Raw genomic sequence first — 21,398 nt, forward strand, 5'->3', positions numbered from 1 at the left:
TGATTTCCAGTTCTAGGAGTGAGAGCCGAACTCGGCGCGAAGGGCGGTTCCGTCGGCATCGAAACCTGGCGAAGGGCCAAGCGTGGGCTCGGACCCGTTGCGCCGTATCGGAGGCATTGCGACGCTGACCGGACCGGAGGGCGTCCCGACGGTCGAACGGTCGAGTTGGGGATGATCCGACAGCGAGCCCACGTCGTTCACTGCCGCCGATGCGATGCCCGCACTATCGAGCAGCTTCAGGAGCCCGGCACGTTCGTGCGTGCCGAACACGGTCTTGATAAGGGCTTCGAGCTCGGATTTGTGCTGAATCCTGGCCGAATTGTCGTGGAATCGTGGATCACTGGCCAACGCCGGGTTCCCTAGAATCTGGGTACAGAACCGTTTCCATTCGCGGCTGTTCTGGACAGATATGACGACCAGATCACCGCCCTGGCAGCGAAACGCGCCGTAAGGGCAGATGACAGAGTGCCCAAGGCCGGTCCTCGGCGTGGGTTGATTGGCGTAGTCGTGAAAGAGCAGAGGAACCGCCATCCAATCGGCCATGACGTCGAACATCGCAACCGACACACCGCTTCCTTCGCCGGTGCGATCACGCCCCACCAGCGCTTCGCAGATTCCGGCGTGTGCCGTCATTCCGGTGGCGATGTCGCAGACCGAAACGCCAACCCGGCCCGGCGCGTCCGGCGTACCGGTCACCGAGGCGAGGCCGCTTTCACATTGCACCAGAAGGTCATAGGCCTTGGCATTTCGCATTGGACCGTCCTCGCCGTATCCGGTGATGTCGCACGTCACAAGGCGCGGAAACTTCTGCCGCAGCGTGGCAGAATCAAGCCCCAGTTTCTTCAGCGCTCCGGGAAGGAGGTTTTGAATGAACACATCCGCGTTTTGCAGCATTCTCAGCAAAATTTCACGGTCTTCCGCGTCCTTGATATCCAGCGCGACCGACTCCTTGCCGCGATTCAGCCAAGTGAAATAGGCGCTTTCGCCGTTTGCGGCCCTGTCATAACCGCGCGCGAAATCACCTGCGCCCTTACGTTCGATCTTGATTACACGCGCGCCGGCATCGGCCAGCCGGGAAGAGCAAAAAGGTGCGGCAACCGCCTGTTCGAGCGCAACGACGAGTTTGCCTGAGAGGGGGGCTGCATCTGAACCTGACATGGCGACCTCGCGTTTGTTCCAAAGAGCTTGACAAAATCTAACAGATGTTAGAAATAAGAGCAATACGCTCAATCAGATAGTGGATCATTTGAAGGAGACCGCAGGTGCCGAACACCAAAGGGCCAGACCAGATTTTTCAGCGCGCTCTAGCCGAACAGGAAATCCTGCTTCCAAAATGTGATGACTGCGGGGCCTTTCACTTCTTTCCGAGGGTCCTGTGTCCGCACTGCCATGGCACTGCAATTTCATGGCAACGTGCCAGCGGCAAAGGCCGGGTCCACACCACCACTGTCGTGCGCCGCAAGCTCGAGCGCGGCGGCGACTACAACGTGTGTATGGTCGAACTGGAGGAAGGCGTTCGGATGATGAGCCGGGTCGAGGGGATCGCCCCAGGTGATGTCGTCATTGATATGGCCGTGACCGCCTTCGTGGGCGAGGCCGAGGATGCCCCGATTGTGCTTTTCAGACCGGCGAAGGTATAACGCATGACTGATCAACTTCGGGGAAAATCCGCGATTGTGGGCACCGGACACGCCGGTTTCGGCGAGGCGCACGGGCTGACGTCCTTCGATGTAATGGCACAGTCCGCGCTTGCAGCGCTTGGGGATGCCGGGCTGAAGCTATCGGACGTGGACGGGCTGTTCTGTACCATGATGGAAGACAGCATGCCGGCGCTCATGGCAGCCGAATATCTTGGCATTCAGCCCCGTTTCATCGACGGTACCATGTCGGGGGGGTCGTCATTCGTGAATTATCTGACATCCGCGACCATGGCGCTGGACGCCGGTTTGTGTGATGTCGCGCTGATCGTCTACGGCTCCAACCAACGCACCGCGTCGGGCAAGCTGGTGACGGCTTCGCGCCCGCCAGCCTATGAAGCCCCGTATAATCCGCGCTATCCGATTTCCGGTTATGCGATGGCGGCGGCACGTCACATGCATGAATACGGCACCACCCGCGAACAACTGGCCGATGTGGCGGTGGCCGCCCGGGCTTGGGCGCGGCACAACCCCGAAGCGTTCGAGCGCGGCCCGCTGACCCGTGAGGACGTGCTGGGTGCGCGCATGGTAGGTGATCCGCTGACGGTGCGCGATTGCTGTCTGGTGACAGATGGCGGCGGCGCCATCGTGTTGGTCCGTGCGGATCGAGCAAGGGATTTCCCCAAGCCGCCCGTCTATGTTCTGGGCAGTGCGGCGCAAAGCGCGCACAGGCAGATTTCGCAAATGAAGGACTTTACAGTGACCGCGGCCCGCGAATCGGGCAAACGCGCCTTTGCGGCGGCGGGGGTGTCTCCGGGCGATATTCAGGCGGTTGAGCTATATGACGCCTTTACCATCAACACGATCCTGTTTCTCGAAGACCTTGGTTTCTGTGCCAAGGGCGAGGGCGGTGCCTTTGTAGAGGGCGGACGCATCGCGCCGGACGGCGTCCTGCCGGTGAACACAAATGGCGGGGGTCTGTCCTGCGTGCATCCTGGCATGTACGGTATTTTCACCGTCATCGAGGCGGCGCGCCAAATCCGGGGCGATGCGCCCGGCATTCAGTTGAACGATATCGACGTGGCTCTGGCACATGGCAACGGCGGCGTGCTGTCCAGTCAGGTCACGGCCATTCTGGGCTCACAAGCCACGCTCTGACGACGATCAAGGGAGGAAAGATCATGCCACTGGATTTCGAAGCACTTTCAGACTGGGATTTTGAAGAGATTCGGCAGTCGCTGACCGAGCGGGATACCATACTCTACGCACTCGGCCTGGGATTCGGGGAGGACCCGACCGACAAGAAGGAACTGGCTTTTGTCTATGAGGACGGCCTGAAGGCGGTTCCCTCGATGGCCGTCACGATGGGGTATCCCGGCTTCTGGCTGCGCGACCCCAGGACCGGCGTGAACTGGCAGCAGGTGCTGCACGGCGAGCAATGGCTGGATATCTACAAGCCGTTGCCCGTGAACGGCAATATCATCGGCCGCAGCAAGATCGACTTTATCTCCGACAAGGGCGAGGGCAAGGGTGCGGTCATCTATCAAAGCCGTGAAATCATCGACGCGGACAGCGGTGAAAAGCTGGCACGCGTCGCGATGTCGGCGTTCTGCCGGGGCGATGGTGGGTTCGGCGGCGAGAACAAGCCCGGGCCCGCACCCGCTGTGTTGCCGGACCGCGCGCCAGACCACATATGTGATATCGAAACTTTGCCGCGTCAGGCGCTGATCTACCGTCTCAGCGGTGACTACAACCCGCTGCATGCGGACCCTGATGTTGCCCGCTCGGTTGGGTTTGATCGGCCGATCCTGCATGGCCTGGCGACCTATGGCCTCGCAGCGCGGGCGATCCTGAAGACCTCGCTTGACTATGATGCCTCCCGACTGGTCGGACTGGACGTCCGGTTCTCTGCACCCGTCTATCCCGGCGAAACCGTGCGGTTCGAAATCTGGGAAGAGGATGGTCAGGCCCGGTTCCGCGCGTCCATACCGGAACGCGATGTCGTTGTTCTGAACAATGGCGCCGCGCGTTTCGCGTGAGGTAAGGCAGATGACGCAACCGCTCAAGGATATACTGGTGCTGGATTTCAGCACCCTTCTTCCCGGTCCGATGGCGACGCTCATGCTGTCCGAGGCCGGCGCCGAAGTGGTCAAGTTCGAGCGTCCCGGCACAGGTGAGGACGCGCGCCATACCGATCCCATGATCGACGGTGAAAGCATCGGGTTTGCCGTGCTGAACCAGGGTAAACGGTCGGTAGCGCTCGATCTGAAGGCAGAGAACGCGGTGAATATATTGCGCCCCCTGCTGGAAAAAGCAGATGTTCTGGTAGAGCAGTTCCGTCCGGGCGTGATGGGACGGCTTGGATTGGGATACGAGGCCGTGCGAGCGATCAATCCGGGAATCGTCTACTGTTCGATCACTGGCTATGGCCAGACCGGGCCAAAGGCCACCGCAGCGGGCCACGATCTTAATTACGTGGGCGACGCGGGCGTCCTGTCGCTGAGCCGAGGACCGGACGCCCACCCAACGATGCCGTTCGGGCTGATCGCGGATATCGGGGGTGGCACTTACCCCGCTGTGGTGAACATCCTGCTTGCGCTGATAGCGCGGCAGAAAACCGGCAAGGGCGCGCATCTGGATATCGCGATGGCCGAGGGCGCGTTTGCCTTTGCTTATTGGGCCCATGCCGAAGGCGTGATCGCCGGGCAGGACATCGAGAACGGCGGCGGCCGTCTGACCGGAGGATTGGCGCGCTATCGGCTGTACTCAGCCGCAGATGGCCGGCAAATCGCGGTCGGAGCGCTGGAAGAAAAGTTCTGGCAGGCATTCTGTGATGTCATCGATCAGCCTGCGGACCTTAGGGACGACTGGAGCGACCCGGAAGGCTGCAGCGCCGAAGTGGCACGACGTTTGGGAAGCCAGCCTTCGACTCACTGGGAACCGCTGCTGGTGGCGGCTGATTGTTGCTGTTCCGTCGTGAAAACGCCCGCCGAAGCCGCGACCGATCCGCATTTCAGTGCGCGTGGCGTGTTTGACCGGAAACTGGATATCTCCGGCAAGTCCGTGCCCGCGCTTCCTTTGCCGATTGCGCCGGAATTCCGCGTTTCGAAGGATGTAGCGGGGCGCGCTGCCTCTTTGGGAGAAGACAATCTTCACTATGGTGCCGAACCACGGGATTCAGAGTGAATCCCGTTGACGGACCATCCTTCATTCATTAATCTAACAGATGTTAGAAAAGGGGGATCCTATGCCACAGTCCGTAGATGACCTGCCTGCCGAAGCAGAGCGCTACGTCATGCCGGCGCATTTTGTCGAAAGCGACAGCCTTGAAGTCCAGGGGTTCGTGTCCAACGCCTTGCGTGATATTCCCGCCGACGCGTCCCGCCGTGACAAGGCGATCCGGCTTTTCGAGGCGGTTCGTGATGACATCCGATACGATCCCTATTGCTTCGCGCTGGATGAAGATTCCTATCGCGCCAGCAGAATCGCCGGTGCGGAGGCGGCGTTCTGCGTGCCCAAGGCAATCCTTCTTGCGGCCTGTCTGAGAGCCGTCGGCATCCCCGCCGCAGTGGGGTTTGCAGATGTACGAAACCACCTGAACACGCCCAAGCTGCAAGAGTTGATGGGCACTGACCTCTTCATCTATCACGGCTATGTCCAACTTTGGCTTGATGGTGAGTCCTACAAGGTCACGCCCGCCTTCAACATGGAGCTGTGCGAACGATTCGGGGTGAAGCCGCTGGTCTTCGACGGGTATCACGATGCTCTCTTCCACGAATTCGACGAACAGAACCACCGGCACATGGAATATGTGAATGACCGGGGTCTCTACGTCGACGCGCCGATCACGGAGTTCCTCCAGGCCTTCAAGGAAACCTATCCAAAACTGGAAGAGTTCAACCGCGTGCGAATTTCCAGCGATTCGGCCGGGTACGATGCGGGTTTCTCAAAGGAGGGGACATCTTGAAATATCTGGAGGACTTCGCGCCGGGCCAGGTTTTTCGCTTTCATAGCGAGCCGATGAGCAAGGAGGCCATCATAGCCTTCGCCGAGGAATGGGACCCGCAACGGCTGCACACCGACGAAGACTATGCGACCACCGTGCACGGTGGACTGATTGCCTCGGGCTTTCAGACGATGCTTGAGGTGTTCAAGCCGATCATGACCGAGTTCATGGTTGGTGTTGCCAACATCGGCGGCATCGGATTCGATAACCTGCGCTGGTTGCGTCCCGTGCGCCCGAATGAACCGCTCGATATCGAATTGACGGTAAACTCGGTCACGCCGTCGAAAAGCAAACCCGACCGTGGCGTTCTGAACTATACACTCAGTGCAAAAAACCCAAAGGGTGAGGTCGTTTTTTCGACCGATACGCCCGTAATGATCCAGCGAAAACAGAATGACCCAGACTGATATGCAACCAAGCGACCAACAAGACCTTCGCATGCTGCGTGAAAGTGCGCGGACCCTGTTCGAGCGCGCGGGCGGTAGTGGACGGTCCAGAAAACTGCGCGATGCCGGTGGCGGCTGGGATGCGGGTATGATCCGCGAAATGGCCGAGGCTGGCATTTTCGGGGTGACCGTACCGGAGGAAAACGGCGGGCTTGGCATGGGCCTGGCTGCCGGCGGCGTCATCGCCGAGGAAGTGGGCCGGGTGATTGCCCCGGAACCGGTCGTGGTGACGGTCGGGCTGAGCCTTGGACTTCTGCGCCGTCTTTGCCCGGACCATGCCATGATGGAACAGCTTGTTGAGGGGGCCACCGTTTTGGCCGTCGCCTGGCAGGAGCGCGGACCGAACGGTGGTCCCGCCGAGCCGAGTTGTCGTTACGCCGACGGAAAGCTGACCGGCAGCAAGGGATGGGTTGCCGGCGCTGGCGGGGCACGGGGTTTCCTCGTCGTGGCCGAAGGGGATGCCGGTCCGGTTCTTGTGCTGGCGGAGGCCGGTGCGGACGGGCTGTCCGTCGAAGAGCGCAGGCAGGCCGATGGCAGCGCGATGGGCGAGCTTTCGTTCTCGGGCACGCCTGCGGGAGAATTGGCCAGTGGGGGTGCGGTTCGGGCCGCGCTCGCCGAGGCGGTCAATGACGCAACGGCGCTTGCCGCCGCCGAGCTTGTCGGTCTGAGCGAGCGCGCCTTCGAAATCACTCTGGATTACATCAAGACCCGGGAGCAATTCGACAAGCCCATCGGATCGTTTCAGGTCATCCAGCACCGTGCTGTCGACCTGAACGTGATGTGCGAGGTTGCACAATCGGGGGTGCGCGAAGCTCTCGGGCTGATGGATCGCGAAACCGATCCGAAAGCACGGGCGCGACTTGCCAGCCGGGCCAAGGCTCGCGCGGTCACGGCTGCCAAGAAGATCACGCGCGACGCGATCCAGCTGCATGGTGCGGTCGGGTATACGGACGAGTTCGAGATCGCGCTTTACCTCAACCGGGCGCTGGTTCTTTCCGCGTGGCTGGGTGACGACGCCTATCACAGACGGCTTTGGTTCGAAGCGCGAGAAGAGGAAGGAGCCGCACAATGACCGATTGGAACGCGATGAGCGATGCGGATTTCCGCAAGGAAGTGCGCGGTTTTTTCGAAGCGGAATATCCCGAGGAGCTGCGTAATCTGCCGCACCGTCCCAAATTTGCCGAGATCGAACATTGGCATCGCAAGCTGCACGCGAAAGGCTGGGTCGCACCGGCCTGGCCAGCAGAATACGGCGGTATGGGGCTGAACGCGGCCAAGCTGCTTATCTTTTACGAAGAGCAGCAGCGCTGGGGCGTGAATCGCGGGCGCGATATGGGCGTGCAGATGGTCGGCCCGTTGGTTATCAAGTTCGGTACCCAGGAACAGAAAGACTATTGGCTGCCCCGTATTTTGAGTTGTGAAGACATCTGGTGCCAAGGCTATTCCGAGCCGGGCGCCGGGTCCGATCTGGCCAATCTGCGCACCCGCGCAGAGACCGATGGCGACGACTTCGTCATCAACGGGCAGAAAATCTGGACCACGATGGCGCATGACGCAACCCACATCTTCATGCTGGTGCGGACCGATCAGGCCACCCCAAAGAAGCAGCAGGGCATCAGTTTCCTGCTTGCGCCGATGGATCAGCCGGGTGTCGAAGTGCGTACGATCACCACCTTGTCGGGGGAGACTGAGTTTTGCGAGGTGTTCTTTGATGATGCCCGGACGCCGCGCGCGAACCTGGTCGGTGAGCTTAACAAGGGCTGGACGATGGCCAAGGCGCTGCTGAGCTTCGAGCGTATTTTCATCGGGGCGCCGAACCTGGCTCAAAATGCACTGGGCCAGCTTGAGAGCTTTGCCCGTGGACGGGGCGCTTTTGAAGACCCTGTCTTCCGCGACCGTTTTGCCCAGGCCGCTCTCGATGTCGAGGATCATGCCGCACTCTATTCGCGTTTCGCCGATCAGCTCAAGCGTGGCGAAACGCTGGGCGCGGATGTCTCGATGCTCAAGATCTGGGTGACCGAATGCTTTCAGCGCATCACCGAACTGATGATCGAGGCGGCTGGCCCCGATGGCGGCACGGTCGGCCCACTGCAGGTCGGCAATGTAAATGTCGACGTTCTGGCGAGCTTTTACAAGGCCCGACCGACAACGATCTACGGCGGATCAAACGAAATTCAGCGCAACATCCTGTCCAAGGCCGTCCTCGGATTGCCTGGCTGAACCCACATCAATATCAAAACAAAGGAAAAGAAGCATGTCTGACCGCTATGCGAAATACCACAAGATGAAATTCGACTACCCGGCGGACCGTGTTCTGCGTATTACGTTCGACCGGCCCGAGACTTTTAACTCTGTCGACTCTGAGATGCATACACAGATGACGGATATGTGGATCGATATCGACCGTGACCCCGACATCAACGCGGTCATCGTAACCGGCGCGGGCAAGGCGTTTTCGGCCGGTGGCGATTTCAGCCTGATCGAAAAGATGATCGGGGATTCGCACGAGATCATGAAAACGTGGAAAGAGGCCAAGGACCTCGTCTACAATATCATCAATTGCAACAAGCCGATCATCTCTGCAATCAACGGCCCCGCCGCCGGTGCCGGGCTCGTCGTTGCCCTTCTTGCCGACATCTCGATCGCAGGGAAAAAGGCCAAGATCGTGGACGGCCACCCGCGTCTGGGCGTTGCCGCCGGGGACGTCGCGGCGATCATCTGGCCGTTGCTGACCTCAATGGCGAAGGCGAAATACTATCTGATGACCTGCAAACCAGTGTCGGGTGAAGAGGCCGAGCGCATCGGTCTGGTGTCGATGTGTGTCGAGGATGACGAATTGCAGCAGATTGCGCTCGATACGGCGACGGAACTGTCGAACGGCTCGCAGAGCGCGATCCGCTGGACCAAGTATTCGCTGAACAACTGGTTGCGTCAGGCCGGGCCTATCTTTGATGCGTCGACCGCGCTGGAGATGCTTGGCTTCATGGGTGAGGACGTCAAGGAAGGCGTTCTGTCGCACCGCGAGAAGCGCGCGCCGAACTTCCGCAAAGACTGCCCGATTTAACTCACGAATGGTCAAGGAGGCATGGACATGTCTGAAGACATCTACCGGGACATAGCTCAGGCCTATAGCGCCGCGGCCGAAAAGGCCCCGGGACTGAAATCACGATTTGCGGCTGCCGGATTCGATCCGGCAGCCGTCAGGTCGCTGGCGGACTTGTCGGGTCTGCCGGTGATGAAGAAAGAAGACCTCTTGAAGATTCAGCGTGAAAACCCGCCCTTCGGCGGTTTCCTCGCTTCTGATCTGAAGGATGTCGCGCGGATATACGTCTCACCCGGCCCTATCTTCGAACCAGCGCTCGCGGGTGGCGGTGGACATGGCCTTGATCTGCTTTTCAAGGCGGCAGAAGTAGGCGCAGGGGACATCATCCTGAACACCTGGATGTACCACCTTGTACCGGCTGGCCTGCTGTTCGACGAAGCGGCACAGGCCGCAGGTGCCACCGTCATTCCCGGCGGCGTGGGCAATACCGAGCTTCAGGCACAGATCATCGTGGAAACGGGCGTCACCTCGATTTGCGCTTCGACAGCGTTTTTTCTCACGCTGGCGGACAAGGTAATCGAAACCTATGGCCGCGACGCGTGGAAAGTGAAAACCGCCTTTCTCGGTGGTGAGATGGGCGACTGGATGGCCAAGCGCCGCCGGATCGAGGCCGAGTATGGCGTGTCGACCTGGGCCGCTTATGCCACTGCCGATCTGGGCCTCGTCGGCTATGAAGATGGCGGCGAAGGCTATGTGGTCCACCCAGACCGTGTGGTGCAGATCTGCGATCCCGTCAGCGGCGCGCAGGTGGACCACGGTGAACCAGGTGAGGTCGTTGTGACCGCACGCGACGCCACCTGGCCGATGATCCGGTTCGGCACTGGCGACAGTGCGTTTGCGTTGGAAAGCAACAAGGATGGCAGCGTCAAACGCATTTCAGCGTTGCAAGGCCGGGTTGGGGCGGCAGTGAAAGTGCGCGAGATATTCGTCTATCCGCGGGTCATAGAGGAAGTTGTCATCGCCACGCCCGGCGCCAGTGCCGCCCAGGCCGTCGTCACCCGAGATAACGACCGCGACATGGTCAAGATCTCACTTGTCCTGGAAGATGGTGCAGACGTATCCACTGCCGAGACAGCCGCCGCCGAAGCCTTCAAACTGCATTCAAGGATTCGAGCCGACGCTGTGAGCGTCATCTCGGAGTTGCCGGAGAATGCGGATCTGATCGTCAATCAGAAAGACAACTGAGGTTGCTTCAACTGCATCCGAGTTCGGTCGACCGCACCCCGAAAGGGGGACAGGACAACCACTGTCTCCTTCATGCGTCAGGCGCGGAGCGTCATCTTCGCGCCGAGGAGTTCCCTGCCGAGACTGGTCAACTACGCAGCTGTCATCGCCGCCGCGTGTGCCGCGCCGATCCCCCGCTGGTCACCTCATGCGTCGCGCCGGACATTCGGACGTACCGACGGTTTGAGATAATTGCCGTTCATTCTGCTGAGATAACTGGTACCCGGAATGGCATCGGTACCACTGGGCCGTCGAACCCGCGCGGATCTGCAACAGCCGCCAGCACGCCCGCACGACGACCCTCGTTGCCGTGATCAGCTGTCAGCCCCAGTGTCGATGGATTCCCGTCAAAAGGGCGGTTGCGGATGTCGTGAAACACGACAGGACCACCACTATGCATCGCATGGCTCACATCTTCTCGGCCGTTGATTGCCCAGACGCGGAAGTAAGGATACCGGGATACGGTCGGAGCACCACGCCGATTGCCCACGATCAGAACGTCTCGGCCCGGATCATCACCACTTGCGACAGCGACGAGTTGAAGCGTGCGTTCCTGACGAGTTTTGCTGCGGCCAGGATCGAACACGCGAGAATCCTCAGCAGGATCACCGCGGACCCTACGGTTTGCTGAGGTACCAACATCAAAGTTGAACACATGCAGTGCGTTTAGCTGCACACCAATAGCCCTGTTCGATCTTTGCACCCAACCCAAAGTTCTGAAAGACCTTGTCGCTCGATGAACGTGAACCATTCGCCAAGAATCTGGCCATGGCCCAACCAAGGATATATTGCGAAACCGAGAATCCGGAGGCGCTGATCGAGAAATGGCAGGCTCTGATGGTGCCGCCTTTATATTGGGTCGATCCGTTGATCAGAGCGTCGACTCGGTGCCCAGAATATTCGTGACCTGGCTGGACAGGACACCGCCGTTGCCGTGCGCCATTGCCAACTCGGCCCCGTCGATCTGGCGGTCTCCGGCGTCGCCGCGCAGCTGGCGCACCGCTTCGACCAGCGTGAAGATGCCGTACATGCCAGGATGCACACAGGACAGCCCGCCGCCGTTGGTGTTGACCGGCAGATGGCCGCCGGGCGCGATGCCGCCGTTTTCAACAAAGGCACCACCTTCGCCTTTCTTGCAAAAGCCCAGATCCTCAAGGAACAGGATCACGTTGATCGTAAAGGCGTCGTAAAGCTGCACAACGTCAATGTCGGCGGGCTTGACGCCGGCCATTTTCATCGCCGTCGCACCGGATTGGGCCGCGCCGGTCACGGTCAGGTCCGGCATCTCGGAAATGTCGCGGTGCGTCGTACCTTCGCCGCCCCCCAGCAGATAGACCGGGGGCCTAGGGTGATCTTTGGCCGTCTCGGCCCGCCGCATCACCAGCGCGCCGCCGCCGTCGGTGACAAGGCAACAGTCGCGCACCCGCAGCGGATCCGAGACCAGCCGCGAGGCAATGACATCCTCGCGCGTCAGGGGATCGCGTATGAACGCCTCGGGGTTCTTTTGCGCCCAAGCGCGGGCAGCTACCGCCACATCGGCCAGCTGTTCGCGCGTGGTGCCGAACTGCGTCATGTGACGGTCTGCGGCCAGCGCGTAGGACGACAGCGGGAACATCGGCTGATAGGGCGCTTCATAGGTTGGCAGATCGAGCGCGGTCATCAACTTGCCCGAGGCAGTGCGCTGGTTCGATCCGTAGCAGATCAGCACGGTGTCGGCGAGCCGCAGCTCCAGCAGCATTGCGGCCCAGAGCGTGTGCGACAGGAACGACGATCCGCCCATGCGGTTGTTCATGGTGAACTTGGGGTTCAGCCCCAGTTCCTGGGCCAGCGTAAGCCCCGACAGCGTGTCCAATGGCTGGCAGGTGGCAATGGCGTCGACGTCGCCAAGCGACACCCCGGCATCGGCCAGCGCGCCATGTACGGCCTCGACAGTGATTTCCATCGCGCTCTTGCCATGAGCCTCGCCACAGCCGGCCAGCGCCGCTCCGACGATGGCGGCTTTTCCCCGCAAACTCATGATGCACCTCTTTCGGGCCGGAACACCACTGCAGGTCCGCCGTCCGCCCCTTCGCCAATCGACGCGCTGACCTTCAGTCCGGCGGCGATTTCGTCATGCGCGATGCCGTCCACGCGCGACATCATGCGCACGCCTTCTTCAAGGTCCACAAGCACCACGTTGTAGTCGCCGCCCCTTTCCGGCTTTCGACGCACAACCGTCCGCGCATAGATCGTTCCCCGCCCCGTGGGTGCCACCCATCCAAGGTCTGCGCTGCCACATGTCGGGCAGATCACGCGCGGGTGAAAGACATGCGCACCGCAGGCACCGCATTTCTGGATCTCGAAGACGCCCTCGGCCAGCTTGGCGGCAAAGACGGCGTCCGGCCCCGGGCTGTTTTTCATATCAGTCATCTCAGAATCCAATGTGATAGCCGCCATTCACGCTCAGGTGCTGGCCGGTGATGTAGGATGCCGCGTTTGACAACAGGAAACAGACCGGTTGCGCTACTTCTTCGGGGGTGCTCATACGCCCCATCGGGATCTGCGCCATGTACTTGTCGGCGAACTTGTCCGAGCGGATCGTTTCGGTCATCGGCGTTTCGACCATTCCGAAACAGACCGAGTTGACGTTGATCCTGTAACGGCCCCATTCCCGCGCGGCGCTCATCGTGAGGCCGAGCACGCCGGATTTGGCGGCACCATAGTTGATCTGGCCGATCGTGCCGCGGCGGCCGGCATCGGAGGAAATATTGACGATGGCACGCCGCGCCGCGCTGTCCGGGTCTTTCTGGGCCTGGTACCTGTAATAGGTGCCTACAGCCTGCAAACAGGCGAAGACGCCGGTGAGATTGACGTCGATGACCTGCTGCCAGGTGGCACGGTCCATCTTGTGGATCATCGCGGCGCGCACGATGCCGGCGTTGTTCACCAGCCCATTGATATCCCCGAATTCGTCTAGCGCGAATTTCACCAGTTTCTCGGGAAAGTCCGGGTCAGCCACGTTCCCGACAAGGGCGCGGGCATTGCCGCCGATCTGTTCAGCAGTTTCCTTGACCCCGTCTTCGTTCAGATCGTTCACGATGACCCTGGCACCCAGCTGGGCCGCCAGTTGCGCCACGCCGCGGCCAATACCCTGCCCGGCACCGGTGACTATAATTACCTGATTTTCCAATGACATCGGATTGATCATTTCTCTCTCCTCATTTCGTTTGCTGGTCACGGTTCAGTTGCCCCGCTTCGTCCGGGTTCGCTGGACGATGGCGCGACCCGCTTGATCACCGCATCGCCGTGGGCCAGACGTTGTCCGTTCTGATTGACGATCTCCCCCTGCACGAACACCAGTTTGCGCCCGCCACCGGCATTGCGCGCGCGTGCCGTCAGCACGTCGCCCTCGACCGCCGCGCCGACGAAGCTCGTCGTGAGCGAGAGCGTCAGGCAGCGATGACCGGGGCGGCCTTTGCCCGCAAATGCTGCGCAAAACGTGACCGCGTTGTCCAGCATGGTTGCGTAGACCCCGCCGTGCACAGCGAAAGCGCCGTTCAGGTGGTCGCAGGTGATCTTCAATTGCAATTCCGCCCTGCCCTCGGACCAGGAAACGAAGCGGACGCCCAGCAAGGCGTTGAACGGGGCGGGCACCTCGGGTTTGCCATCCTGTGCACTCATCTCAGGCGGCCTTTCGATCGCGCGAAAACGCCACAATGACCGCCCCAAGCACCGTGATAGCGACACCGGCCCCAACCGCGCCGGGGATCGGAACGGCCAACATCGGGGTCGAGGGCAAGGCGAAGGCCAACCCGGCAATCCCGAGCAGAATCCGTGCGACCGCGCCCGTGGGCCCGGGTTCGATACGGCCGACACCCAAGAGATACCCCTGCAATCCAGCGCAGATCAGCAGGACACCGATACCCGCGCGCAGGACCGTCAAGGCACTGTCAACCAACCCCGCCTGCAAGGTGTACGCGGGATCGAGCACAAAGAAGAAGGGCACGATATAGATGATGGTGCCCAGCTTCATCGCCTCGTAGGCAGCAGCGAAGGGCCGGGCCTGTGCAATCGCCGCTGCGGCGAAAGCCGCCAGCGCCACGGGCGGGGTAATGTAGCTCAGCATGCTCCAGTAGAGGATGAACAGATGCACGCCGATTGGATCAAGCCCGCCGGCGATCAGGGCCGGGGCCAGAGACACGGCAAGGATGACATACGCCGCTGTCACCGTCATGCCCATCCCGAGGATGAAGCTGGTCAAAGCCCCCAGAAGCAGCAGCAGGAAGGTGTTCCCCCCGGCGATGAATAGCAAGTCGTTCGAAATCGTGCCGGACATGCCGGTCACCGCCAGCCCGCCGACAATCAGCCCGACCGCCGCGAGGATCGCCACCAGTTCGACAAACAGCCGCCCCGTCGCCACCAGGAAGTTCATCAGTTCCTGCCGCCCCCAGCGCGATTTCGACAGCAGTTGGTTCAGACCGATCAGCAGCGCGGTCGCATAGAACGGGGCGATCGCTTCGCGCTTGAGATAGAGCAGCATCCAGATGAGAAGCCCGAAGACGGCGAGGAAGTACCAGCCTTCACGCAGCACCTTGCCGAACTTGGGGAGTTCGGCACGCGGCACGCCTTTCAGCCCGTTGCGCGCCGAATAAGCGTCGATCTGGGCGAACAGGGCAAAGAAATAAAGCAGCGAGGGCAGCACCGCCGCAACCACGATGTTTGTGTAGTCGGTCAGCAGAAAGCTCGCCATGACAAACGCCGTGGCCCCCATGATCGGTGGCATCAGCACTGCCCCGGTCGACGCCGCCGCCTCGATCCCGGCGGCATAGCTGGGCCTGAAGCCCACCTTTTTCATCGCCGGAATGGTAATCGAGCCGGTGGTGAGCACATTGGTAATGACGCTGCCGCTCATCGAGCCGGTAAGCCCGCTGGTCAGAACGCCGACCTTGGCAGGTCCGCCCCGGACATGTCCGAGCGCGGAAAAGGCGATGTCGATAAAGAACGGCCCCGCGCCGGTGTGCTGCATCGCGACCCCGAAAATCATGAAGCCGACGACAAGATTGACGAAACTGCGCATCGGGATGCCCAGAACGCTTTCGCCGCTCATGGCGTGGAAGATCGCCGTTTCAACCGGCGGGCGCTGGAACCCCTGAATTGGCCCCGGCGCATAATCGGCGATCATCGGATAGACGGAAAACATCAAGATGATGCCGAAGAGCATCCATCCGCCGGTGCGCCGCGCCGCCACCAGCAGCAGGAACCAGAAGGCGAAGCTGGCAATCACGGCATGGGTGGGGGCTGCAAAATCCCATCCCTTGTTGACCACGCTGCGCCCGTAATAGGCAAAGAACGCGCAGGTGATCAACGCCAGAAAGGCCAGGAAGTAATCCCACCACCGCGTTGACCCATGCGGGTTTGTCTTGCTGCACGGAAAGATCAGGTAAACGAGGGGTAACGTCAGCAGCAGCATCACGTAGAGGTAATGAATCTCGAGCAGGCGGATGTTCATGAAGAACCCGAGATTGAAGAGATGGTTGATTGACGCCATCGACAACAGAATCGCCGACGCGGCAAGCAACCCGCGAAGGGAGGGGGGCAGGGTGCCCATGCCCACCGGCTGTGCCGCTTCGTCCTGTATTTCCCGTGGCATGCCCGATTTCCCTATGTTGTTCCAGCCAATCCGATGATACGCGGCGCCAGAAAAGCGCCGCGCCGTTTCAGCGGAAAAAGACCTCGTGACCGCCGGCTTCCAGCGCTTCGGCGCGCACCTTCATCCAGGCAGCGGTGAACTCTTGTTCATCATCCGGGGCGCCGTCGACGAAGCCTTCCCAGGCGTCCATCAGAACCTTCTGCCGATCGACCATCACGTCCTGATTTTCCTGAGCTTCAGCCGTCCAGAGGCCCTTTTCCTTGAAATAGGCAACGCTGCCATCGCTCCACGGCATCACCCAGGACAGGATCTGGCGATCTACCCCGTAGGCATTCGCGCCGGGGGCGGCGTCCTTGTATTCGTCAAATCCCGCATCGAGGGCGGCAACGATGTTTCGCACCTCGGTGGCGCTCTGATCGGCTTCGGTGACAAGGATCGGGTAGGGGTACAGCGCCATGGGCAAAGGCGAGGCGGGGTCGATTGCTGGTCCCACAGACACCGTGTGCGGCGTTACGAAGGGCGTGACCCCGGTATAACGGGCCCAGGCTTCGGCATCGTCCGCCGGTGTTTCAAGCCACTTGAGGCCCCGGGGGCTGGATTCGATCTGATAGTTCACGGTGGTTGTCGTCAGCGCAAAGGCGGCGTCCACGCGATCCTCCAGAATGCCCTTGAGAGAATTCACGTAGCCCGAAAACTCGACTGCATCCACATCGTCCCATGTCAGGTCCGCAAAGGCCAGCAGTCCCTCCATATTGACATCAATCGCGGGTGAACTGGCGGCGCGGCCAACCCGTTTGCCCTTGAGATCGGCAACCGTCTCGATACCGGCATCGGCCGCGACGGCCACACCCAGACCGTAGTCGCCCACGGCCTGAAGCACAGCGCGGATCGGCTGTGGACCCCATTCCGGTGCGGCGAACAGGAACACCCCTTCGCCGGCGAAGTAGGACGCGATCCCGCACAGGCAGTAATCCACCGTGCCATTCTTGAGAGGCGTCATCCGCGAGACGTCGTTGCGCCCCGGAAGCACCCGAATCGTCGTGCCGAACCGGCTGCGCATCATGTTACCGATGGCAATCGAATGCGCGTGGCCCGCCGATCCCGTGTCATAGGCCGACCAGGCGATGACGTCGGGCAGCTCGATGTCCTGCGCGCCGACCGGCGCGGCCATCGCCAGACACCCGGCAGCAGCGATACTTGTCCATCTGAAGTTCATGTTGATCTCCTCCTTGTTGGTTTATTCCGGCACGACCGGGCGGTAAGCTTAAAGCTCCGAGAATGGCGCGCTCTTATCCAGGCGAATGTCGGGCGGCAGCCCGAGAATGCGTTCGCCGATGATCGTGCGCTGGATCTCGTCCGAGCCGCCGGCGATGCGGTTACCGGGGGCGGTCAGATATTCGTTGCGCCACCGCGCCGCATCGTCTCCGGCTTTGACCGAAATGCCCGCCGCCGTCCCGGCCAGTTCCATCCCAAAGGCGCCCATCTCCTGCCGCAGCTTGCCCAGCAGCAGCTTTCCGATCGAACTTTCCTCACCCGGAGCCTCACCGCGCGAAAGCGACGTCATGACCCGGTAAGAGGTGAATTCCAGTCCGCGCTGCCGCGCGACGAAATCGGCAATACGTGAGCGCACCTCGCCGTCTTCGATGGCCGGGCGTCCGTTGCGTTCGACACGGGTGGCAAGGGCTATCAATTCCTCCGCGCGGGCCCCGCCGCTGGCACGCCCGACCGAGATGCTGAACCGTTCGTTCATCAGCGTCGTCAACGCCACCTTCCAGCCTTCGGATTCGCCGCCCAGGCGGGCGCTGTCCGGTACGCGCAGGTCGTCGATGAACACCTCGTTGAAGCTGGCACCGCCCGAAATCTGGCGGATCGGACGGGTTTCGATGGCCGGATCTGACATGTCCACAAGGAACATGGTCAACCCCTTGTGCTTGGGCACCTGCGGGTCGGTGCGTGCCAAAAGGATCCCGTGGCTGGAATAATGCGCGCCCGAGGTCCAGACTTTCTGGCCGGAGATCACCCAGTCGTCCCCGTCGCGCCGCGCACGGGTGCGTATGCCTGCCAGATCAGATCCGGCAGCGGGTTCGGAAAACAGCTGGCACCAGATATCCTCACCGGTCAGGGCGCGCGGGAGGACCGCGGCTTTCTGGGCCTCGGTGCCGTGGATCATGACCGTTGGCCCGACCAGACCGATGCCGATCAGGAAGGCGTTGGGCGGTACGGCATAGCGTCCTTCTTCCTGATTCCAGATCACCTGTTCGATCGGCGTCGCGTCGCGTCCGCCGAAGGCGCGCGGCCAGGTCAGTCCGGCCCAGCCCGCTTCGGCTTTGCGGGCCTGCCAGTCGCGCGCCCGGGCGACCTCTTCGGCGTCGCGGGCCATGAAGTGATCCTGAGCTTTCTCGCTGCCGTCCCGCAGGGTTGCGTTGGCATCCAGCCAGCTCCGCGCGTCTGAGCGAAAGGTCGCTTCTTCGGGGCTGTCGCTAAAATCCATGTGTCTGATTTCCCTGTCAGCTTACGGCCCGTAGAGGTGTCGCGAGATGCCCGAGGAGCCGCTCGCGCCACATGTCCGCCGGGCCGAGTTCTGCCTTCAGCTGCCAACCACGCCGCAAGAACAAATGCGGGTCGGCGGCCCATGTGAACCCGATACCGCCGTGCAGCTGGATCGATTCCTCGGTGGTGAATTGCACGGCATCGAGCGCAGTGAGGCGCGCGACGGCGGCCGCTTCGGGCAGTCGGCTGTCGCCGCTTGCCAGCGCCCAGGCACCGAAAAAGGCATTGGACCGCGCCAGTTCAATCTTGGCGAACATGTCCGCGAGCCGGTGCTTGACCGCCTGAAACCCGCCAATCGGACGCCCGAACGCGTGCCGCTCGCCGGCATAGGCCGTGGTCAGGACAAGGGCGCGCTCCGCTAGGCCGATCTGTTCGAAGGCGGCCAGCACTGCGGCGCCGTCCAGCAGCCGCCGGATCGCCGCAGGGTCCGAGCCGGGCAGCAGCTCGACCGGCGCGTTGTCGAAGTCGATTCTGGCCGCCGAGCGTGTACGGTCGATCGGGTCGAGCGCACCGATTGTCACGCCCGAGGCGGAAAGATCCGCAAGATAAAGACGCGGGGTGCCTTCCTCATCGGTCGCAGCGACAAGAGCGTGGGTCGCCTCGGCACCGAACGTGACCGGCGCTTTCTGTCCCGAAAGACGATCCTGCACCACTTTTGCCGATACGGTATCGGGTGCGAGCCCGCCGCCCTCGGCAAGCGCCGTGGCTATGATCGTGCGGCCTTTGGCTATGCCGGGCAGAAGCGATGTGCGCTGGTCTTGCGTTCCGGCGGATTGAAGGGCCGGAACCGCCATACACAGGGCCGGCAGGTAAGGTACTGCGGCCAGACTGCGACCGATTTCCTCGGCAAGGATCGCCAGTTCCACCGCGCCCATCCCTGCGCCACCCTCCGCTTCCGATATGGCGAGGCCAAGCCAGCCGCCATCGGCCAGTGCGGACCAGGTGGCCGTATCGAACCCGTCGGCGCCGTCGAGCCGGTTGTGCGCGCTCTTCAGGGTGGCGTGATCGCCCAGCATCCGGGCCAGTGTTTCGCGTATGGTATCCTGCTCCTCGGAAAATCCGAAATTCATGCCGGAGTACCTCCTTGCAGTTGTGAAGATCGAGTGGGTGTTGGCCGACGGTAGGTTGGCTATCGGGCCTGACCAAACACTAACGCCCGGTGGTCGTGCAAAACCACATATGTGCAATGTCGCATCGAGAACGGCGAAACGGACCGCCAAACCGAATTCATCACGGATGTGCTTGATTCGAGTGCGCCCCACAAAAGTGGCCGCTTCGATTGATTAGTCTCGCTGTTGCACCTTAACCTGCGGAAAGCGGGGAATGTTCAGGTCGCGGGACTGGCGTGGCCGTAGCTTCGCACCAGATGGGACTCGACAGGAGAAAGAGCGGCATGGAAACTGTGGGCCTTGGATTTTGTTATGAAGATTTGCCGGTGGGGCGCGAATTTCGGACCATCGGCCGTACTGTGACCGAAACAGACATCACGAATTTCGTCAGTGTCACCGGCATGCTCGAAGTGTTGTTCATCAACAGCGACTTTCGCGAAAAGGAATCCAATATCGACGGCTTCGCCGCCCCCGGCGCGCTTGTCTATACCTTCATGGAGGGTCTGCTGACCCAGTCCACGATGCAACACACGGGCTTTGCCTTTCTGGAAATGGAGCTGAAGGTTCTGGGGCCGACCTTCGCGGGGGACACGATCCATTGCGAGGTCGAGGTCATCGAGTCGCGCCGCTCGAAGAGCCGGCCGAACCGCGGCCTGGTTCGGACCCGGAACAGGGTTTTCAAACAAACCGGGGAGCAGGTGCTGGACTACACGCCCCTGCGGATGATCAAGGCACGCACGGCGGACAAGGAACCGGGAGAGGACTAGACCTTTTTTGGTACGCTGCGCAGGTCCGATCCCGGCCGAATATGGGTGGACTGCCGCGTTGGTTTTGCCAATACCTTGTCGCATCGCGAAACTGGAGGCGTCGACCATGAAAACCGCGCAATCTGACAGAATTGGATCTGCCGGACGCACATCGGAAGGGCCACGGTCGCTGAACCGCATTCTGTCGCTTTTCGATCTGCTCGCGCAAAGCAACCGGCGCATGTCCCTGTCCGAACTCAGCAGCGCGCTGGATTGCCCCAAGAGCAGTTTGCTGGTGCTGCTACGCCCTCTCACTGAAATGAGTTACCTGATGCGCGAGAACGACGCGTATTTCCTCGGGCCACGGATTTTTCAGTTCGCCCAGTCCATCCTGGCCAACCACCCGTTCGGGTCGGTCCTGCGCGGGGTAATGAACGACCTCGTCAAACAGACCGGCGAGACGGTCCTCTACGCTGTTCGCGATGGCGATCGTGTGGTCTATTCGTCGGTCATCGAAAGCCCGCAGCCCGTGCGGTACGTGGCCCAGACGGGAGTCGACCGGCCTTTGTTCTGTTCGGCATCGGGTCTTGTCATGCTGGCCTATGACACCCCAGAGGAGCTTGATGCCTACTTCGAACGGACGGAACTGACGCCGCTTACCGGCAATTCGATCACCGACGAAAACGCATTGCGGCACATGGTTTCGGAAATTCGTGAAACCGGTTACGCCAGAACGGTCGGTACGGCGCATGTCGATGCAGCGGGCTTCGGAGTTCCCGTGTTTCGTGCCGATGGAAACCTCGCAGGGGCTTTGGTGATCGGCGCGCCGCTGGAACGCGCCGCCAGGAACCGGAAACTGTGCGTGACAGCGGCCAAAGCGAGCGCCGAACAGCTCTCTCTTGCGCTAGGCTATCGTCCGGACCAGACCGGAACTGCCCTGAATTAGGT

Annotated in this window: 22 protein-coding genes; 12 read left to right on the plus strand and 10 right to left on the minus strand. The window is 61.3% G+C overall.

Going from position 1 to position 21,398, the window contains the following annotated elements; all coding sequences use genetic code 11:
• Positions 1–12: 12 nt before the first annotated feature.
• Positions 13–1,158, minus strand: coding sequence for a CaiB/BaiF CoA transferase family protein (locus tag AC13DE_RS07690; RefSeq protein WP_114865592.1), 1,146 nt, complete (start codon positions 1,156–1,158; stop codon positions 13–15).
• Positions 1,159–1,262: 104 nt separating this feature from the next.
• On the opposite strand from AC13DE_RS07690, the gene AC13DE_RS07695 reads away from it, so the two are divergent.
• The 10 genes from AC13DE_RS07695 to AC13DE_RS07740 all read left to right on the plus strand — a co-directional run bounded on the left by AC13DE_RS07695 (position 1,263) and on the right by AC13DE_RS07740 (position 10,377).
• Positions 1,263–1,640: a Zn-ribbon domain-containing OB-fold protein gene (locus tag AC13DE_RS07695; RefSeq protein WP_114865591.1), complete on the plus strand. Its 378-nt coding sequence runs from the start codon at positions 1,263–1,265 to the stop codon at positions 1,638–1,640.
• Between the two features lie 3 nt (positions 1,641–1,643).
• Positions 1,644–2,795: an acetyl-CoA acetyltransferase gene (locus tag AC13DE_RS07700; protein WP_037929960.1), complete on the plus strand. Its 1,152-nt coding sequence runs from the start codon at positions 1,644–1,646 to the stop codon at positions 2,793–2,795.
• A gap of 23 nt (positions 2,796–2,818) precedes the next feature.
• A complete protein-coding gene (locus tag AC13DE_RS07705) occupies positions 2,819–3,676 on the plus strand; it encodes a MaoC/PaaZ C-terminal domain-containing protein (protein ID WP_174226635.1) in 858 nt (285 codons plus the stop codon).
• A gap of 10 nt (positions 3,677–3,686) precedes the next feature.
• Positions 3,687–4,823 carry a CaiB/BaiF CoA transferase family protein gene (locus AC13DE_RS07710; protein WP_114865657.1) on the plus strand — a complete coding sequence of 379 codons (1,137 nt, stop codon included), beginning with the start codon at positions 3,687–3,689 and terminating at the stop codon, positions 4,821–4,823.
• A gap of 61 nt (positions 4,824–4,884) precedes the next feature.
• Positions 4,885–5,604: a transglutaminase-like domain-containing protein gene (locus AC13DE_RS07715; RefSeq protein ID WP_114865590.1), complete on the plus strand. Its 720-nt coding sequence runs from the start codon at positions 4,885–4,887 to the stop codon at positions 5,602–5,604.
• Complete coding sequence (locus tag AC13DE_RS07720; protein WP_037929955.1) at positions 5,601–6,050, plus strand: MaoC family dehydratase; 450 nt, start codon at positions 5,601–5,603, stop codon at positions 6,048–6,050. The genes AC13DE_RS07715 and AC13DE_RS07720 overlap by 4 nt, the downstream gene beginning before the upstream one ends.
• On the plus strand, positions 6,037–7,161 hold the full coding sequence (locus AC13DE_RS07725; protein WP_254693862.1) for an acyl-CoA dehydrogenase family protein: 1,125 nt from the start codon (positions 6,037–6,039) through the stop codon (positions 7,159–7,161). The genes AC13DE_RS07720 and AC13DE_RS07725 overlap by 14 nt, the downstream gene beginning before the upstream one ends.
• The gene (locus tag AC13DE_RS07730; protein WP_114865589.1) at positions 7,158–8,309 is read left to right on the plus strand and encodes an acyl-CoA dehydrogenase family protein; all 1,152 of its coding nucleotides are present in this window, start codon (positions 7,158–7,160) and stop codon (positions 8,307–8,309) included. Before AC13DE_RS07725 ends, AC13DE_RS07730 begins: the two co-directional genes overlap by 4 nt.
• A gap of 34 nt (positions 8,310–8,343) precedes the next feature.
• The gene (locus AC13DE_RS07735) at positions 8,344–9,153 is read left to right on the plus strand and encodes an enoyl-CoA hydratase/isomerase family protein (RefSeq protein ID WP_114865588.1); all 810 of its coding nucleotides are present in this window, start codon (positions 8,344–8,346) and stop codon (positions 9,151–9,153) included.
• A gap of 27 nt (positions 9,154–9,180) precedes the next feature.
• Complete coding sequence (locus tag AC13DE_RS07740) at positions 9,181–10,377, plus strand: phenylacetate--CoA ligase family protein (protein ID WP_243251833.1); 1,197 nt, start codon at positions 9,181–9,183, stop codon at positions 10,375–10,377.
• 238 nt (positions 10,378–10,615) lie between these two features.
• Here the strand turns inward: AC13DE_RS07740 and AC13DE_RS07745 are convergent, their stop codons facing one another.
• The 9 genes from AC13DE_RS07745 to AC13DE_RS07785 all read right to left on the minus strand — a co-directional run bounded on the left by AC13DE_RS07745 (position 10,616) and on the right by AC13DE_RS07785 (position 19,857).
• On the minus strand, positions 10,616–11,002 hold the full coding sequence (locus tag AC13DE_RS07745) for a hypothetical protein (protein WP_132998120.1): 387 nt from the start codon (positions 11,000–11,002) through the stop codon (positions 10,616–10,618).
• A gap of 285 nt (positions 11,003–11,287) precedes the next feature.
• Positions 11,288–12,433 (minus strand): thiolase, encoded by a 1,146-nt coding sequence (locus AC13DE_RS07750; RefSeq protein WP_114865585.1) that lies wholly within the window; start codon positions 12,431–12,433, stop codon positions 11,288–11,290.
• The gene (locus AC13DE_RS07755; RefSeq protein WP_114865584.1) at positions 12,430–12,825 is read right to left on the minus strand and encodes a Zn-ribbon domain-containing OB-fold protein; all 396 of its coding nucleotides are present in this window, start codon (positions 12,823–12,825) and stop codon (positions 12,430–12,432) included. The genes AC13DE_RS07750 and AC13DE_RS07755 overlap by 4 nt, the downstream gene beginning before the upstream one ends.
• 1 nt (position 12,826) lies before the next feature.
• Positions 12,827–13,603: an SDR family NAD(P)-dependent oxidoreductase gene (locus tag AC13DE_RS07760; protein ID WP_114865583.1), complete on the minus strand. Its 777-nt coding sequence runs from the start codon at positions 13,601–13,603 to the stop codon at positions 12,827–12,829.
• A 26-nt stretch (positions 13,604–13,629) separates the two neighbouring features.
• Positions 13,630–14,076, minus strand: a complete 447-nt coding sequence (locus tag AC13DE_RS07765; protein WP_114865582.1) for a PaaI family thioesterase — start codon at positions 14,074–14,076, stop codon at positions 13,630–13,632.
• Position 14,077: 1 nt separating this feature from the next.
• Positions 14,078–16,003 carry a TRAP transporter permease gene (locus tag AC13DE_RS07770; protein ID WP_446296440.1) on the minus strand — a complete coding sequence of 642 codons (1,926 nt, stop codon included), beginning with the start codon at positions 16,001–16,003 and terminating at the stop codon, positions 14,078–14,080.
• Positions 16,004–16,112: 109 nt separating this feature from the next.
• Positions 16,113–17,261 carry a TAXI family TRAP transporter solute-binding subunit gene (locus AC13DE_RS07775; RefSeq protein ID WP_114865580.1) on the minus strand — a complete coding sequence of 383 codons (1,149 nt, stop codon included), beginning with the start codon at positions 17,259–17,261 and terminating at the stop codon, positions 16,113–16,115.
• A 48-nt stretch (positions 17,262–17,309) separates the two neighbouring features.
• Entirely contained in the window at positions 17,310–18,536 is a 1,227-nt protein-coding gene (locus AC13DE_RS07780; protein ID WP_114865579.1) for an acyl-CoA dehydrogenase family protein, read from the minus strand.
• A 16-nt stretch (positions 18,537–18,552) separates the two neighbouring features.
• A complete protein-coding gene (locus AC13DE_RS07785) occupies positions 18,553–19,857 on the minus strand; it encodes an acyl-CoA dehydrogenase family protein (RefSeq protein WP_446306293.1) in 1,305 nt (434 codons plus the stop codon).
• 83 nt (positions 19,858–19,940) lie between these two features.
• On the opposite strand from AC13DE_RS07785, the gene AC13DE_RS07790 reads away from it, so the two are divergent.
• Both AC13DE_RS07790 and AC13DE_RS07795 read left to right on the plus strand, forming a co-directional pair.
• Entirely contained in the window at positions 19,941–20,471 is a 531-nt protein-coding gene (locus tag AC13DE_RS07790; protein WP_289091637.1) for a MaoC family dehydratase, read from the plus strand.
• A gap of 106 nt (positions 20,472–20,577) precedes the next feature.
• Positions 20,578–21,396, plus strand: coding sequence for an IclR family transcriptional regulator (locus AC13DE_RS07795; protein WP_114865577.1), 819 nt, complete (start codon positions 20,578–20,580; stop codon positions 21,394–21,396).
• The last annotated feature ends 2 nt before the right edge of the window (positions 21,397–21,398 follow it).

The organism is Sulfitobacter sp. L-8 (assembly GCF_056859255.1).

Excerpts from the sequence above, each read along its gene's own strand:
- AC13DE_RS07690 (WP_114865592.1), bottom strand. The coding sequence starts at position 1,158 with ATGTCAGGTTCAGATGCAGCCCCCCTCTCAGGCAAACTCGTCGTTGCG.
- AC13DE_RS07700 (WP_037929960.1), top strand. The coding sequence starts at position 1,644 with ATGACTGATCAACTTCGGGGAAAATCCGCGATTGTGGGCACCGGACAC.
- AC13DE_RS07705 (WP_174226635.1), top strand. The coding sequence starts at position 2,819 with ATGCCACTGGATTTCGAAGCACTTTCAGACTGGGATTTTGAAGAGATT.
- AC13DE_RS07710 (WP_114865657.1), top strand. The coding sequence starts at position 3,687 with ATGACGCAACCGCTCAAGGATATACTGGTGCTGGATTTCAGCACCCTT.
- AC13DE_RS07715 (WP_114865590.1), top strand. The coding sequence starts at position 4,885 with ATGCCACAGTCCGTAGATGACCTGCCTGCCGAAGCAGAGCGCTACGTC.
- AC13DE_RS07725 (WP_254693862.1), top strand. The coding sequence starts at position 6,037 with ATGACCCAGACTGATATGCAACCAAGCGACCAACAAGACCTTCGCATG.
- AC13DE_RS07730 (WP_114865589.1), top strand. The coding sequence starts at position 7,158 with ATGACCGATTGGAACGCGATGAGCGATGCGGATTTCCGCAAGGAAGTG.
- AC13DE_RS07735 (WP_114865588.1), top strand. The coding sequence starts at position 8,344 with ATGTCTGACCGCTATGCGAAATACCACAAGATGAAATTCGACTACCCG.
- AC13DE_RS07740 (WP_243251833.1), top strand. The coding sequence starts at position 9,181 with ATGTCTGAAGACATCTACCGGGACATAGCTCAGGCCTATAGCGCCGCG.
- AC13DE_RS07750 (WP_114865585.1), bottom strand. The coding sequence starts at position 12,433 with ATGAGTTTGCGGGGAAAAGCCGCCATCGTCGGAGCGGCGCTGGCCGGC.
- AC13DE_RS07755 (WP_114865584.1), bottom strand. The coding sequence starts at position 12,825 with ATGACTGATATGAAAAACAGCCCGGGGCCGGACGCCGTCTTTGCCGCC.
- AC13DE_RS07760 (WP_114865583.1), bottom strand. The coding sequence starts at position 13,603 with ATGATCAATCCGATGTCATTGGAAAATCAGGTAATTATAGTCACCGGT.
- AC13DE_RS07765 (WP_114865582.1), bottom strand. The coding sequence starts at position 14,076 with ATGAGTGCACAGGATGGCAAACCCGAGGTGCCCGCCCCGTTCAACGCC.
- AC13DE_RS07770 (WP_446296440.1), bottom strand. The coding sequence starts at position 16,003 with ATGGGCACCCTGCCCCCCTCCCTTCGCGGGTTGCTTGCCGCGTCGGCG.
- AC13DE_RS07775 (WP_114865580.1), bottom strand. The coding sequence starts at position 17,261 with ATGAACTTCAGATGGACAAGTATCGCTGCTGCCGGGTGTCTGGCGATG.
- AC13DE_RS07780 (WP_114865579.1), bottom strand. The coding sequence starts at position 18,536 with ATGGATTTTAGCGACAGCCCCGAAGAAGCGACCTTTCGCTCAGACGCG.
- AC13DE_RS07795 (WP_114865577.1), top strand. The coding sequence starts at position 20,578 with ATGAAAACCGCGCAATCTGACAGAATTGGATCTGCCGGACGCACATCG.